The sequence below is a fragment of the Streptomyces stoeckheimensis genome (genome assembly GCF_045822005.1).
GTDB lineage: Bacteria > Actinomycetota > Actinomycetes > Streptomycetales > Streptomycetaceae > Streptomyces > Streptomyces stoeckheimensis.
The window spans coordinates 6,778,038-6,791,770 of the sequence record NZ_CP169550.1 but is presented as its reverse complement, the minus strand read 5'-3'; the positions used below and the strand labels follow the sequence as shown (position 1 = coordinate 6,791,770).

The window sequence follows — 13,733 nt, the reverse complement described above, 5'->3', positions numbered from 1 at the left end:
CCCGACGGGTGGGAGGGCGCCGGCATGACCGGACCGGTGTCGGTCAGTTGTGGCTGTGCAGGACCTCGTTCAGGCCGCCCCAGGCCGCCTTGTACGGGCGGGCCTCGACGGCGCCGGTGACCGAGTTGCGGCGGAAGAGGATGTTGTTGGCGCCCGAGAGCTCCAGGGCCTTGACGATCTGGCCGTCCGGCAGGGTGACGCGGGTGCCCGCGGTCACGTACAGGCCGGCCTCGACGACGCACTCGTCGCCCAGCGCGATGCCGACGCCCGCCTCGGCGCCGATCAGGGTGCGCTCGCCGATCGAGATGATCTGCTTGCCGCCGCCCGACAGGGTGCCCATGGTGGACGCGCCGCCGCCGATGTCGGAGCCGTCGCCGACCACGACGCCCGCGGAGATCCGGCCCTCGACCATGGAGGTGCCCAGGGTGCCGGCGTTGAAGTTGACGAAGCCCTCGTGCATGACGGTGGTGCCCTCGGCGAGGTGCGCGCCCAGGCGGACCCGGTCCGCGTCGGCGATGCGCACGCCCTTGGGGGCGACGTAGTCCGTCATCCGCGGGAACTTGTCGATCGAGGTGACCTGGAGGTGCAGGCCCTCGGCGCGGGCGTTCAGGCGGACCGTCTCGACCTGGTCGATCGCGACCGGGCCGAGCGAGGTCCAGGCGACGTTGGCCAGCAGGCCGAAGACGCCGTCCAGGTTCTGGCCGTGCGGCTTGACCAGGCGGTGGCTGAGCAGGTGCAGGCGCAGGTACGCGTCGTGCGCGTCCAGCGGCTTGTCCTCCAGGGAGGTGATCACGGTGCGGACCGCTACGACCTCGACGCCGCGGACCGCGTCCTGGCGGATCGCCTTGGGCGCGGTGGCCCCCAGCAGCTCGACGGCCTGCTCGGCGGTGAGGCGCTCGGTGCCGGCCGGGCCGGGCTCGGCGACCAGCTGGGGGGCGGGGAACCAGGTGTCGAGGACGGTGCCGTCGGCGGTGATGGTGGCAAGTCCGGCGGCGACGGCGCCGGTGGTACGCGTAGCAGTCATGCCCGAAACCTAACCGGCGACGGCCTGCGGTCGCGAACCGGTCTCATGTGCCGGGCGCGCGCGTCGCCGGGCCCGGTGCGCACCCACGGCCAGAACCGTCCCCCCGGCGGCCGCGCCGAGGCCCGCGCACAGCGGCCACAGGAGGCCGGGCGCAGCGTCGTAAAGGGCCCCGCCGAGGGGCCCGGCGAGGACGGCACCGCTGACGGAGACTCCTGCCTACAGGCTCTGGAACCGTCCGATGGCATGCTCGGGCGACTCGTCCGCGACGTAGGCCGTGGCGGTGGTCTTGTAGAGGATCTCTCCGAGCGTGAGCAGCTCCCGCCACAGGCCGCCGCGGCCCAGACCCCCGTCCGGGGCCGCGGCGGAGCCGGTGGCGGCCCGGGACGGGACGACCCGGGCGGTCCAGAGCGCGAAGAAGAGAGTGCCCAGGCCAGCAGCCGCACGACCCTCGGTACGCCCTTGAACCCCTGCAGCACACCCGTGTCCCCCCACGTTCCCGAGTAAGTTCCCTTTGGGAACGGACTATGTCAGCATGACAACCTCGGGTCAACGGACATAAGGAGTGCCCATGGCCCAGCGCACGCACCTCGACGACGCGGACTGCTCCATCGCCCAGGCCCTCGACGTCGTGGGCGACTGGTGGACGCTGCTGATCGTGCGCGACGCGGCACGCGGCGTGCACCGGTTCGACGATTTCCAGCGCGAACTGGGCATGTCCCGCAAGGTCCTGACGGAACGGCTGAAGCTGCTCGTCGAGGCCGACGTGCTCACCCGCGAGCCGTACCAGGACCGCCCGGTGCGCTACGCATACCGGCTGACCCCGCGCGGGCGCGGGCTGCTGCCGGTGCTGGTCGCCCTCCAGGACTGGGGGGACACCTGGATCCTGGGAGAGGGAGAAATGACGGCGACGACGCAGGAGGCCTCGCGCGAGGCGGTACGGGTCCACGCCCTGCGCGGCACCCGGCTGCCGGAGCTGACACTGCCGGACCGTTTCGGCGAGCTCCGCGACCCGGTGGCGGACACCCCGTTCACCGTCCTGTACTGCTTCCCGGGCGCGTTCGCCCGGTCCGAGTCCTACCCGCCGGGCTGGGGCGGGATCCCCGGGGCGCGGGGCTGCACCCTCGAATCGTGCACCTACCGGGACCAGCTCGCGGAGTTCACGGCGGCGGGTGCGACGGTGCACGGGGTGTCGACCCAGCGGCCGGACGAGCAGCAGGAGTTCGCGGAGGCCGAGGGGCTCCGCTTCCCGCTCCTCTCCGACGCGGAGCTCGGACTCGTGACGGCGCTGCGGCTGCCGACGTTCCGGGCGGGGGGCATCAGCCGGCTGAAGCGCCTGACGCTCGTCGTGGACCGCGACCGGACCGTCCGCGAGGTCTTCTATCCGGTCCAGGACATCGAGGCGAGCGTGGCCGCCGCCCTGGCGGCGGTCCGCGGCGCGTAGCCCCGGGGCCGCCACCCGGCCCGCCCGCCGTCAGGCCCGCAGCATCCGCCGCAGGATCCCGCAGGCGTACGCCTCGTCGTACTCCACCCCCGTCAGCAGGACCTGCAGGCTGATCCCGTCCATCACCGCCACCAGCGCCCGCGCCGTCGCCGGGTCCACCCGCTCCGACAGCGCCGCGGAGACGGCCTCGCACCATTCGGCCGCCACAGGACGCAGCGCGGGGCGGCGCAGGGCGGCCAGGTAGAGCTCGTACTCCAGCTCCGCCCGCGCCCGGTCCGCCCCGAGGAACTCGCCCAGCAGGACGGCCAGGGCGCCCGCCAGGTCCGCGCCCGGATCGGCCAGCGCCGCGGAGTCCGCAACCGCAGAGGCGAAACCCTCGTTGGCCCGGCGCAGCGCCGCGACCAGCAGGTCGTCCAGGGTCTTGAAGTGGTACGTCGTGGACCCGAGCGGTACGTCGGCCTCCGCGGCCACGCTGCGGTGGCTGAGCCCCGCGATGCCGCGGGCGCCCACCACTCGGATCGCCGCGGCGATGATCCGATCCCGCCGGTCCGGGTCGTAGCGGCGCACCGAACCGGCCATCAGCGGACGACTTCCGTCACGGCGGCGGCGGGTGACTGACGAGGCATGCGTACGACAGTACACACGGCCGGCGGGACCGGCCGTACGCGGCGTGGTCGGGCACCCCGTACACCCCGCACTCCCCGTACAACCTTTCGCCCGCCCGGCACGTCTCCTCTCCGAATCTTGATCACCCGTCAACTTCCGGAAGGAGTCACATGAGGAAGCGCAGCCTGGCTGCCCTGTGCACGGCCACGGCGCTCGGAGTCATCCTCGCCATTCCCACGGCCGCCCTGGCGGCCGACCCCCATCCGTCCGGTTTCAGGGCCTGGACCGACAACACGCGGATCCACCTGGACTTCGGCAGCTCCCCACGGCCGAAACGCCTCAAGGTGCACCTGCGCAAGCCCGGCACCGCCGCCCCGGTCGCGACGATCACCTCGTTCGAGTCCACGCCGGACGAGGACCCGTGCAGCCCGTCCTGCCAGGACGACACCGACCCCGAGACCGGCATCCGCTCCGCGCCCCTGCGACTGGCGGACCTGGGCACGTACAGCGTGGACGTCGTGTACGACGGCACCCTGAGCGAGCCGATCGTTCACAAGGACAAGGCCACCCTCACGTACGGCCTGATCCCCCGGGTCACCGCCCTCCAGGTGGTCGGGACGCCGCACCTCGAGAACCGGACGGTCACCGTCAAGGCCGACGCCGTGGGCCTCGACCCCCGCAACGACACCGAGCGGCCGCTGCCCAACGGCAAGCTGATGCTGGAATCGGCGGGGACCTCCACCCCCGTGTACACCGACGCCGCGGGACACATCGAGACGCCGTTCACCTTCACCGGTACCGAAAGGTTCGATGCGGGGTCCACGACGGGGGTCAGGCTGACCCTCCGGCCGGAGAAGGAGTGGGAGAACAGCCCGCTCGGCCAGTCGCGCACGGTCCCTACCGGCCCCCGACCGGCCTCCAAGATCACCCTCGACGCCGCCAAGGTGAGCGCGCCGGACGGCTCCAAGGCTCCGGTGGGCGGCCGGCTCACCTTCAAGGGCGCCGACGGCACCATGAAGCCGGCGCCCGCGGGCACCTGGGTCCAGTCCAGGGACGGGGGCTGGGCGCAGACCGGCGAGGACGGCCGGTTCACCGCACAGATCCCGGTGAGCGGCAGGATCTCCGGACTGATCACCCTCACCGGCTCGGCCTGGCTGTGGACCAGTTACGCGACCGTGGCCGTGGACCCCTCCACCAGCGCCGGTTTCCACGGCATGAGCACCACCCTCACCCAGGACCGGAAGGTCTCCCTCACCGGCAAGCTGTCCGCGTACGACCTCCCGGCACCCGCCAAACTGAAGGTCCTGGTCGAGTTCCAGCCCCACGACTCTTCGGAGTGGATCACCAAGGCGACCCGGGAGAGCGCCGCCCCGGCCGGCGACAGCACTCGCGCCGTCACGGCGGCGCTGCCCTACCCGGGCCCCGGCTACTGGCGGATGCGGTACGTCGGCGCCCCCGGGATTCCCGCCGGGCCCGCGGGGGCGAGCGGCATCGTGGCCCGGGTGAACACGGCGATCCCGGAGTTCAACGCCGCCCCGGAGCCGGTCAAGGCCGGCCGGCCGATCGCCATCGGCGGCAAGCTCACCCACACCCGGTACTACAACGAATCCACCTGGACCGGATACGGCGGCCAGCCCGTCCGCATCTACTTCCGCGCGACCGGCACGACCGCGTGGACGCTGGCGGGCACCACCACGACGGCGGCCGACGGCACGTTCAAGACGTTCTTCACGGCCACCAAGGACGGGAGCTGGCAGGCCCGCTACGACCAGGCCACGTACGACCACTTCGCCGCCACCAGCCGTGAGGACCTCGTCGACGTGCAGTAGCAGCGAGGAACGGCACGCGCTGATGCCCCTCCGGGATTCCGGCGGGGCATCAGTGCGTGGTCCCCCCGAGATTCAGCAGCACGACCCCGGCGATCACCAGCGCGATGCCGCCGATCTTCGCGGCCGTCGCGGCCTCCCCCATGAAGACCATGCCGATCGCGGCGATCGCGGCCGTGCCGACGCCGGCCCAGATCGCGTACGCCGTGCCGACCGACATCGACTTCAGCGTCTGCGCGAGCAGGGTGAAGGCGATGACGTAGCCCACGAGCGTGATCAGCGAGGGCCACAGCTTGGTGAAGCCCTCGCTGAACTTCATGGCGGTGGTGCCGGCGACCTCGGCGGCTATGGCGGCGGCAAGCAGGAGATAGGGCATGCGTACGACCGTACACAACGATGCGTACGCCCGTACACACGGAAGCCGCGGATACTCGCACAACCCAGCTGATCACCATCCTGGGCTCGGCGTGGATGACCCCTGCCTCGAAGTATGTGGTGTGCGACCCCACGACCAGTGCCGGCGTCATTTCCGCGCGGCTACGGGACTTCCCGCGCTCCCGCGGTTACGGTGTGCGCCCTCGACCGGGACGGGAGGAGATCCACATGGACGGGCAGTGGACCCACTGGGGCGGCGGCTGGCTTGCGCCGCGGCCACCCCGGCCCGGGGTGATATCCCTGCGGCCGCTCACTCCCGGCGACATACTCGGCGGCGCCTGCGCCGCCCTCGCCCGGTACTGGGTCCCGCTGGTCGGCGCCATGCTCCTCGGCCAGCTCGCCGCGCTGCTGCTGCTCGCCGCGACCGCCCTGGCCGCCCTCGTGCTGCACGTCCGGCCCGTCGACGCCCTGGTTCCCGCCGCGGCCCTGGCGACCCTGCTGACCTGCGCCCTGGCCTCAGCCCTGGCGGGCGCCGTGCTCCGCCCGGCGGTCCTCGGCCGCCCCGCCACCGCCCGTACGCTGCTGCGCGCCGCCCGCCCCCGCTTCGGGGCCGTCCTCGGCACCCAGCTCCTGGTCCTCGGCGCCGTGGCCGGACCGGGCGCCGCCGTCCTGGCCGCCGGGCTGCCCCCGCTGGTGGCGGCCGCCACCCTGCCGGCCGCACTCGGACTCGGGGTGCTGTGCGCGCTCGCGCCCACGGTCGCCGCCTGCGAGGGCCGCGGCCCGCTCGGCGCCCTGCGCCGCTCGGCCCGCCTGGTGCGCGGGGCCTGGTGGCGCACGCTCGGCCTCACCGGCCTCGCCGCCGCGCTCGCGCTCGCAGCGGCGTACGCCGTCCAACTGCCCTTCGCCTTCGCCGGGGCGCTCAGCCTGATCCCGGCCCTCGACGGCGGCTTCGTGCACGCGGTCCTCACGGCACTCGGCGCGATGGTCGCCCAGACGCTGCTGCTCTGCTTCCCGCAGCTCACCGCCGGCCTGCTCTACACGGACCGGCGGATCCGCCGCGAGGACCTCGCGGCGGAGCTCACCAGGCAGTCCGCGCCATCCGGGGAATTCAGTTCAGCGTGAACCAGGCCGCGCGGGACTTCTTCCACTCCGGGTGGGTGAGGTCCTTGGCCTCGGTGCCGTCCCCGTACAGGTCGGCGGAGCCGCTGTCGGTGATCAGCTGCACGCGCGCGCCCGCGACCGACAGGTCGGGGACCGCCACGATGGCCTCCCAGCCGCCCGGGTCGGTGGTCGGCAGGTCGGCCCGCTTGACCGGGGCGTGGCCCGCGATCCCGTCCCACTGGTAGAGGGCGTACGGGTCGGAGTTGTCGTCCGCCGCCCAGGAGCCGGCCAGGATCAGGTACTGGTCGGCGGCGTTCTTGCGGATGTCGCGGATCGCGAGCCCGCCGAGGTCGAGCTCCATGCCCGCGCCGAAGGTGGCCTTGGTCCCGCTGGAGATCACCTTGTCGAAGTTGGTCACCGGCACGACCAGTGCCTTGCCGCCGATCACCGCCGGGGCCAGCGGGGCGCGGAAGCCCAGGTAGGCGGTGGTGGTGGAACCCGGAGCGAACTCCAGCCCCTCCACGTTGAACCCGTCGATCTGCTTCGGCGCCTCACCGGCGGCCGTACCGGCGGCGAAGCCGTAGCGGTTCCCGTTCGCCGTGTCCCAGGCCACCAGGTCGTCGCGGAGCTTCTTGTACGAACGCCCGTACGCGAGCTGCGCGGTGGATCCGGAGCCGGTCAGCGTGGTGGTGAACACCGTGTTGCGGGGCGCCTTGTACTCGCCGTCCTTGTTGTTGCCGAGCGAGCCCGTCCAGTAGACGGTGTTGCCGATCAGGGTCGCGCCCTCGATGTCCACCTCCTTGGTGACGCCGAGCTGCGAGCTGAAGTCCCAGGTCCGGACCGGGGCCGCCGAGTTGGCGCGGTCGTACAGGCGCAGCACGTTGCTCTCGTCGTCGGCCACGACCGTGTAGCCGCCGCCGACGTCCACGGCGGCCGAGGAGTCGGAGGCACCGGTGAAGTAGCGCGCGTCGGCCGGGTTCTGCACCGCGGAGGAGGCGGCGTAGTACAGCGTCTTGGTGGCGGTCTTGCCGCCCAGCCCGGTCACCTTGACGGTGAGGTTGGTGTAGCCACGGCCGCGGGCGGCGACCGCCAGCTTGCGGACCGCACCCGCCCCGGTGACGCTCACGTCGCCGGTCCCGGCGACCGTGGCCTTGCTGGAGGCCGAGGCGCTGACGGTGAGCGCGGAGACGTCCGCGCCGCTCTGCGCCACGGTCACGTCCACCGTCGGGTCACCCGTCGCGCCGACGGCGCCGGACAGGTAGGAGGCGGACAGCGAGATGGTGGGCGTGCCGTACGTGACCGCCTGCGCGGGCATCGTCGTGGCGGCGAGGAGCAGCGCGGCGATGCCGGCGGCGCCGAGGTACGTCTTCTTCGTCGTCTTCGTCTGCTGCCGAGTCATCGGGATCCCCCACGCATCGGGCCGAGCATGAACCATCCGGACCGGGACTTCTTCCACTCCGGGTGGTCGAGGTCCTTGGCCTCGGTGCCGTCCCCGTACAGGTCGGCGGAGCCGCTGTCGGTGATCAGCTGGACGCGGGCGCCGGGCACCCGCAGGTCGGGCACGGAGACCACGGCTTCCCAGCCGCCCGGGTCGGTGGTCGGCAGGTCGGCCCGCTTGACCGGGGCGTGGGCCGGGACGCCGTCCCACTGGTAGAGGGCGTACGGGTCGGAGTTGTCGTCCGCCGCCCAGGAGCCGGCCAGGATCAGGTACTGGTCGGCGGCGTTCTTGCGGATGTCGCGGATCGCGAGCCCGCCGAGGTCCATCTCGACCGGCTCGCCGAAGACCGGCTTGGCCGCGCCGGCCACGACCTGGTCGATGTTGGTGACGGGCACGACCAGTGCCTTGCCGCCGGGCACCGCGGGGGCGAGCGGGGCGCGGAAGCCCAGGTAGGCGGTGGTGGTGGAACCCGGGGCGAACTCCAGGCCCTCCACGTTGAACCCGTCGATGCTCTTCGGGATCTTGCCGGCCGCCGTGCCCGCGGCGAAGCCGTAGCGGTTCCCGTTGGCCGTGTCCCAGGCGATCAGGTCCTCGCGCAGGCCCTTGTAGGCGGAGCCGAAGACGACCTCGGTGGCGGCGCCCGTGCCGGTGAGCCGGGTGGTGAAGACGGTGTTGCGCTCGGCCTTGTACTTGCCGTCCTTGTTGTTGCCGAGCGAGCCCGTCCAGTAGACGGTGTCGCCGACGCGTGCGGCGGCCTCGATGTCGGCTTCCTTCTTGATGCCGAGCGCGGGGCCGAGGTCCCAGGTCTTCACGGGGGCGCCCGAGCGGGAACGGTCGTACAGGCGCAGCACGTTGGTCTCGTCGTCGGCGACCAGCGCGTAGCCGCCGCCGACGTCCACGGCGGCCGAGGAGTCGGCGGAGCCCGTGAGGTAGCGGGTGGAGAAGGCGTTGCCGCCCACCCGCGCCGAAGCGGCGTAGGAGAGGGTGGCCGTGGCCGTCTTGCCGCCGCGGCCGGTCACCCGGAGCGTCAGGTCGGTGTAGCCCTGGGCCCGCGGGCGGACGGTCAGCTCGCGGTCGCCATGCCGGGTCCGGTCGATGCGCACGTCGCCGGGGCCGGCGACGGCCGGGTTGCTGGAGGAGAGGACGTCGACCTTGAGGAAGGCGGCGGGCATCCCCTCCTGCGCGATGTCCACGGTGACGCCCGGGTCGCCGATCGCGCCGACGGCACCGGAGAGGTGACCGGCGGAGAGCGCGATGGTCGGTTCGGCGGCGGCTTCCTGCGCGGCGTGGGCGGGCGCGGCCAGTCCTGCGGCGAGCAGGGCGGCGGCCCCGGCAGCTCCCACGGCACCGAGGCGGCGTGCCGGTGAAGGGCGAACGGTCAACGGAGGTCCTCTCGTCTGCGCCGTCACGTTGTGACGGGCCGTCGAGAAGATTCGGCCACCGTGGCCAACTCCCGGTGCACGCCGACCGTCCTCCGGGAAAACAGACGACCCCCGGCACGGGTGTGCCGGGGGTCGTTCGTTCACTCTGCGGTCGGACGTCGGTCAGACGTTGAACCCGAGCGCGCGCAGCTGCTCGCGGCCGTCGTCCGTGATCTTGTCCGGGCCCCACGGCGGCATCCAGACCCAGTTGATGCGCAGTTCGCTGACGATGCCGTCCGTGGCGGACTTCGCCTGGTCCTCGATGACGTCCGTCAGCGGGCAGGCCGCCGAGGTGAGGGTCATGTCGAGGGTGGCGATGTTCGCGTCGTCGATGTGGATGCCGTAGATCAGGCCCAGGTTGACGACGTCGATGCCCAGCTCGGGGTCGACCACGTCGTAGAGGGCCTCGCGGACCTCTTCCTCGGTGGCCGGCTTGATGGACGCCTCGGGCGTCGCGTTCTCGGTCATGCCGTCTTCCTCTCGGCGTCGCCCAGTGCCTGGGCGGTCGCGTCCTTCCACGCCATCCAGCTCAGCAGAGCACACTTCACCCGGGCCGGGTACTTGGAGACGCCGGCGAACGCGACCGCGTCCTCCAGCACCTCCTCCATGGCCTCGTCGGGCTCCAGCTTGCCCTTGGACTGCATCAGCTCCAGGAAGACTTCCTGGATCTTCCGCGCCTCGCCCAGCTCCTTGCCGACGAGCAGCTCGTTCAGTATCGACGCGCCGGCCTGGCTGATGGAGCAGCCCTGGCCCTCGTACGAGATGTCCGTGAGGGTCTCGCCGTCGTACTTCACGCGCAGGGTGATCTCGTCACCGCACGTCGGGTTGACGTGGTGCACCTCGGCGTCGCCGTCGCGCAGGCCTCGCCCGCGCGGGTGCTTGTAGTGGTCCAGGATCAGTTCCTGGTACATCGATTCCAGCTTCACTGCGCCCTCGTCGCCCTCGTCGCTTCGTCTTATCCGAAGAAGTTCCGTACGTGCTCCAGCCCGTCGATCAGTGCATCGACCTCGGCGGGAGAGGAGTACAGATAGAAAGACGCTCGCGTCGTCGCCGGAATTCCGTACCGGAGGCAGACCGGGCGGGCGCAGTGGTGTCCCACGCGGACCGCGATGCCCTGCTCGTCCAGTACCTGGCCGACGTCGTGCGGGTGGATGTCACCGAGCACGAAGGAGATCGCGGCGCCGCGGTCCTCGGCCGTGGTCGGGCCGATGATGCGCAGGTCGGGGACCTCCGAGAGCCGCTTGATCGCGTACTCGGTGATCGCGTGCTCGTGCGCGGCGATCTTGTCCATGCCGATCGCGGTCAGGTAGTCCACGGCCGCGCCGAGGCCGACGGCCTGGGCGATCGGGGGCGTACCGGCCTCGAACTTGTGGGGCGCCGGGGCGTAGGTCGAGGAGTGCATCGAGACGGTTTCGATCATCTCGCCGCCGCCCAGGAAGGGCGGCAGGTCCTCGAGCAGCTCCTGGCGGCCCCAGAGGACGCCGATGCCGGTCGGGCCGCACATCTTGTGACCGGTGAAGGCCACGAAGTCGGCGCCGAGCGCCTGTACGTCGAGCGGCATGTGCGGTGCGGCCTGCGAGGCGTCGATCAGCACCAGCGCGCCGACCTCCTGCGCACGCCGGACGATCGCCTCGGTCGGGTTGACCGTGCCCATGATGTTGGAGACCAGCGTGAAGGAGACGATCTTCGTCTTCTCCGTGATGACCTCTTCGATGTTGGACAGGTCGAGCCGGCCGTCGTCGGTGAGGCCGAACCACTTCAGCTTCGCGCCGGTGCGCTGCGAGAGCAGCTGCCACGGAACGATGTTGGAGTGGTGCTCCATCTCCGTGATGGCGATCTCGGTCTCGCGGTCGACCCGGTAGGGCTCGTCCGCCCAGCCGAGCATGTTCGCGACCAGGTTGAGCGACTCCGAGGCGTTCTTGGTGAAGATCACCTCGTTGCGGCTCGGAGCGTTGATGAAGGCGGCGACCTTGTCGCGGGCGCCCTCGTACAGCGCCGTGGCCTCCTCGGCGAGCACGTGCACGCCGCGGTGGACGTTGGCGTTGTGCTGCTCGTAGTACTCGTTCAGCGCGTCGAGCACCTGGCGCGGCTTCTGCGAAGTCGCCGCGTTGTCCAGATAAACGATCTTCTTCCCGTCGTGGACCACACGATCCAGAAGGGGGAAGTCCTTGCGGATCGCCTCGATGTCGAGGAGGCCAGGCAACTGTGTCACGCGGTCGCGCCACCCTTCGTGCTGTACGACTCGTAGCCTTCGGCCTCCAGCTTGTCGGCGAGCTCGGCGCCACCGGACTCGACGATGCGGCCCTCGGAGAAGACGTGGACGAAGTCGGGCTTGATGTAGCGGAGGATCCGCGTGTAGTGCGTGATCAGCAGCGTGCCGACCTCGCCCGTGTCGCGGACGCGGTTGACGCCCTCGGAGACCTGGCGCAGGGCGTCCACGTCGAGGCCGGAGTCGGTCTCGTCGAGGATCGCGATCTTCGGCTTGAGGAGCTCCAGCTGGAGGATCTCGTGGCGCTTCTTCTCACCGCCGGAGAAGCCCTCGTTGACGTTGCGCTCGGCGAAGGCCGGGTCCATCTGGAGCTGCTCCATCGCGGACTTGACCTCCTTCACCCAGGTACGCAGCTTCGGCGCCTCGCCGCGGATGGCGGTGGCCGAGGTGCGCAGGAAGTTGGAGACCGAGACGCCGGGGATCTCGACCGGGTACTGCATGGCGAGGAAGACGCCGGCGCGGGCGCGCTCGTCGACGGACATCTCCAGGACGTCTTCGCCGTCGAGGGTCACGGTGCCGCTGGTGATGGTGTACTTCGGGTGACCGGCGAGCGCGTACGCGAGGGTGGACTTGCCGGAGCCGTTCGGACCCATGATGGCGTGCGTCTCACCCTGCTTGATGGTGAGGTTGACGCCCTTGAGGATCTCGCGGGCGCCCTGCTCGGCCTCGACGGAGACGTGCAGGTCGTGGATTTCAAGCGTTGCCATGGATACCTCAGGACTCCTGGGTGAGGGAGACGAGCACGTCGTCCCCTTCGATCTTTACGGGGTATACGGGGACGGGGCGCGTCGCGGGCAGACCGGACGGCTTGCCGGTGCGCAGGTCGAAGGCCGACCCGTGCAGCCAGCACTCGATCATGCAGTCTTCGACCTCGCCCTCCGAGAGGGAGACGTTCGCGTGCGAGCAGATGTCGTTGATCGCGAACACCTCCCCCTCGGCGCGGACGATCGACACCGGCGTGCCGTCGAGCTCGACCCGCTTGGGGGCGTTCTCCTCCAGCTCGCTCAGTGCACAGGCCTTGACGTAGGTCATCAGACGGAACCCTGAAGCTCGGTTTCGATCTTCGCGAGCAGGCGCTCCTCGATGTCGGGGACACCGATCTGCTGGACGAGCTCGCCGAAGAAGCCGCGCACGACCAGGCGGCGGGCCTCGTCGGCCGGGATGCCGCGGGCCTGCAGGTAGAAGAGCTGCTCGTCGTCGAAACGACCGGTGGCGGAGGCGTGGCCGGCGCCGACGATCTCGCCGGTCTCGATCTCCAGGTTCGGCACCGAGTCGACCCGCGCGCCGTCCGTGAGGACGAGGTTGCGGTTCATCTCGTAGGTGTCGGTGCCCTCGGCGGTCTTCTCGATGAGCACGTCACCGATCCAGACGGCGTGGGCGTCCTGGCCCTGGAGCGCGCCCTTGTAGACCACGTTCGACTTGCAGTGCGGGGCCTTGTGGTCGACCAGGAGGCGGTGCTCCTGGTGCTGGCCGGCGTCCGTGAAGTACAGGCCGAAGAGCTCGGCCTCGCCGCCGGGACCGGCGTAGTTCACGCGCGGGTGCAGGCGTACGACGTCGCCGCCGAAGGTGACCACGATCGACTTGAAGGTCGCGTCGCGGCCGACCAGGGCGTTGTGCTGGGAGCAGTGGACGGCGGTGTCGTCCCAGTCCTGCACGGAGACGACGGTGAGCTTGGCGCCGTCGCCGACGAGGAAGTCGACGTTGGCGGCGCGCACGCCGTCACCGGTGTGGTCGATGACGATGACGGCCTCGGCGAAGGCCTGCACGTCGAAGACGGTGTGACCGAAGGTGGTGCCGCCCTCGCCGTGCAGCGTGACGCGCACGGGCTCGGTGAGGACCGCTTCCTTGGGCACGGTCACGACCGTGGCCTTGGCGAAGGACGAGAACGCCTGGGCGGCGATCCGGTCCACCGGGGTGCCGGCCTTGCCGATGCGCGCGTCGCCGCGCTCCACGGATTCGATCGTGACCACGTCGGGCGCGTCGATCTGGGCCTTCATGGTGCCGTTGGCGACCGCGGTGCCGTCGTGCAGGCCCTTGAGGCGGGCGAGCGGCGTGAAGCGCCACTCCTCCTCGCGGCCGTTGGGCACGGGGAAGTCCGCCACGTCGAAGGACGGGGGGGCACTCATCCGGGTGGCGACGGTGGACTCGGCGGCCACCGCGATCGCGCCGGCGGTGGTGGAACCCGCCGGAATGTTCTGAGCCTCAGCCATGGCTGTCGTGTTGCTCTCTTCC

Annotated in this window: 15 protein-coding genes; 3 read left to right on the top strand and 12 right to left on the bottom strand. The window is 71.2% G+C overall.

Annotated elements, in window-relative coordinates; all coding sequences use genetic code 11:
* Positions 1–43: 43 nt before the first annotated feature.
* Both dapD and ACE1OC_RS30755 read right to left on the bottom strand, forming a co-directional pair.
* Positions 44–1,024: a 2,3,4,5-tetrahydropyridine-2,6-dicarboxylate N-succinyltransferase gene (dapD, locus tag ACE1OC_RS30760; RefSeq protein ID WP_407839745.1), complete on the bottom strand. Its 981-nt coding sequence runs from the start codon at positions 1,022–1,024 to the stop codon at positions 44–46.
* Positions 1,025–1,240: 216 nt separating this feature from the next.
* Positions 1,241–1,516: a hypothetical protein gene (locus ACE1OC_RS30755; protein WP_407839744.1), complete on the bottom strand. Its 276-nt coding sequence runs from the start codon at positions 1,514–1,516 to the stop codon at positions 1,241–1,243.
* Between the two features lie 76 nt (positions 1,517–1,592).
* On the opposite strand from ACE1OC_RS30755, the gene ACE1OC_RS30750 reads away from it, so the two are divergent.
* The gene (locus ACE1OC_RS30750) at positions 1,593–2,465 is read left to right on the top strand and encodes a winged helix-turn-helix transcriptional regulator (RefSeq protein WP_407839743.1); all 873 of its coding nucleotides are present in this window, start codon (positions 1,593–1,595) and stop codon (positions 2,463–2,465) included.
* A gap of 30 nt (positions 2,466–2,495) precedes the next feature.
* Here ACE1OC_RS30750 and ACE1OC_RS30745 read toward each other — a convergent pair whose 3' ends face one another.
* Complete coding sequence (locus ACE1OC_RS30745; protein WP_407839742.1) at positions 2,496–3,044, bottom strand: TetR/AcrR family transcriptional regulator; 549 nt, start codon at positions 3,042–3,044, stop codon at positions 2,496–2,498.
* A gap of 197 nt (positions 3,045–3,241) precedes the next feature.
* Between ACE1OC_RS30745 and ACE1OC_RS30740 the strand changes: the two genes are divergently transcribed.
* Positions 3,242–4,900 (top strand): hypothetical protein, encoded by a 1,659-nt coding sequence (locus ACE1OC_RS30740; protein WP_407839741.1) that lies wholly within the window; start codon positions 3,242–3,244, stop codon positions 4,898–4,900.
* 49 nt (positions 4,901–4,949) lie between these two features.
* Here ACE1OC_RS30740 and ACE1OC_RS30735 read toward each other — a convergent pair whose 3' ends face one another.
* The gene (locus ACE1OC_RS30735) at positions 4,950–5,273 is read right to left on the bottom strand and encodes a DMT family transporter (RefSeq protein WP_266876882.1); all 324 of its coding nucleotides are present in this window, start codon (positions 5,271–5,273) and stop codon (positions 4,950–4,952) included.
* A 227-nt stretch (positions 5,274–5,500) separates the two neighbouring features.
* Here ACE1OC_RS30735 and ACE1OC_RS30730 point away from each other — a divergent pair, with 227 nt between their 5' ends.
* A complete protein-coding gene (locus tag ACE1OC_RS30730) occupies positions 5,501–6,394 on the top strand; it encodes a hypothetical protein (protein WP_407839740.1) in 894 nt (297 codons plus the stop codon).
* On the opposite strand, the gene ACE1OC_RS30725 is transcribed toward ACE1OC_RS30730, so the two are convergent.
* The 8 genes from ACE1OC_RS30725 to sufD form a co-directional block, all read right to left on the bottom strand.
* Complete coding sequence (locus ACE1OC_RS30725) at positions 6,381–7,772, bottom strand: DUF3616 domain-containing protein (RefSeq protein ID WP_407839739.1); 1,392 nt, start codon at positions 7,770–7,772, stop codon at positions 6,381–6,383. The genes ACE1OC_RS30730 and ACE1OC_RS30725 overlap by 14 nt on opposite strands.
* A complete protein-coding gene (locus ACE1OC_RS30720) occupies positions 7,769–9,154 on the bottom strand; it encodes a DUF3616 domain-containing protein (RefSeq protein ID WP_407839738.1) in 1,386 nt (461 codons plus the stop codon). Before ACE1OC_RS30720 ends, ACE1OC_RS30725 begins: the two co-directional genes overlap by 4 nt.
* Before the next feature lie 201 nt (positions 9,155–9,355).
* The gene (locus ACE1OC_RS30715; RefSeq protein ID WP_030009139.1) at positions 9,356–9,700 is read right to left on the bottom strand and encodes a metal-sulfur cluster assembly factor; all 345 of its coding nucleotides are present in this window, start codon (positions 9,698–9,700) and stop codon (positions 9,356–9,358) included.
* Positions 9,697–10,158, bottom strand: coding sequence for a Fe-S cluster assembly sulfur transfer protein SufU (gene sufU, locus ACE1OC_RS30710; RefSeq protein WP_250742305.1), 462 nt, complete (start codon positions 10,156–10,158; stop codon positions 9,697–9,699). Before sufU ends, ACE1OC_RS30715 begins: the two co-directional genes overlap by 4 nt.
* 29 nt (positions 10,159–10,187) lie before the next feature.
* Positions 10,188–11,444, bottom strand: coding sequence for a cysteine desulfurase (locus ACE1OC_RS30705; RefSeq protein ID WP_250742306.1), 1,257 nt, complete (start codon positions 11,442–11,444; stop codon positions 10,188–10,190).
* Entirely contained in the window at positions 11,441–12,208 is a 768-nt protein-coding gene (gene sufC, locus ACE1OC_RS30700) for a Fe-S cluster assembly ATPase SufC (protein WP_250742307.1), read from the bottom strand. Before sufC ends, ACE1OC_RS30705 begins: the two co-directional genes overlap by 4 nt.
* A 7-nt stretch (positions 12,209–12,215) precedes the next feature.
* Positions 12,216–12,533, bottom strand: coding sequence for a bifunctional 3-phenylpropionate/cinnamic acid dioxygenase ferredoxin subunit (locus ACE1OC_RS30695; protein WP_250742308.1), 318 nt, complete (start codon positions 12,531–12,533; stop codon positions 12,216–12,218).
* Positions 12,533–13,711 carry a Fe-S cluster assembly protein SufD gene (gene sufD / locus ACE1OC_RS30690; RefSeq protein ID WP_250742309.1) on the bottom strand — a complete coding sequence of 393 codons (1,179 nt, stop codon included), beginning with the start codon at positions 13,709–13,711 and terminating at the stop codon, positions 12,533–12,535. The genes ACE1OC_RS30695 and sufD overlap by 1 nt, the downstream gene beginning before the upstream one ends.
* Positions 13,712–13,733: the final 22 nt, after the last annotated feature.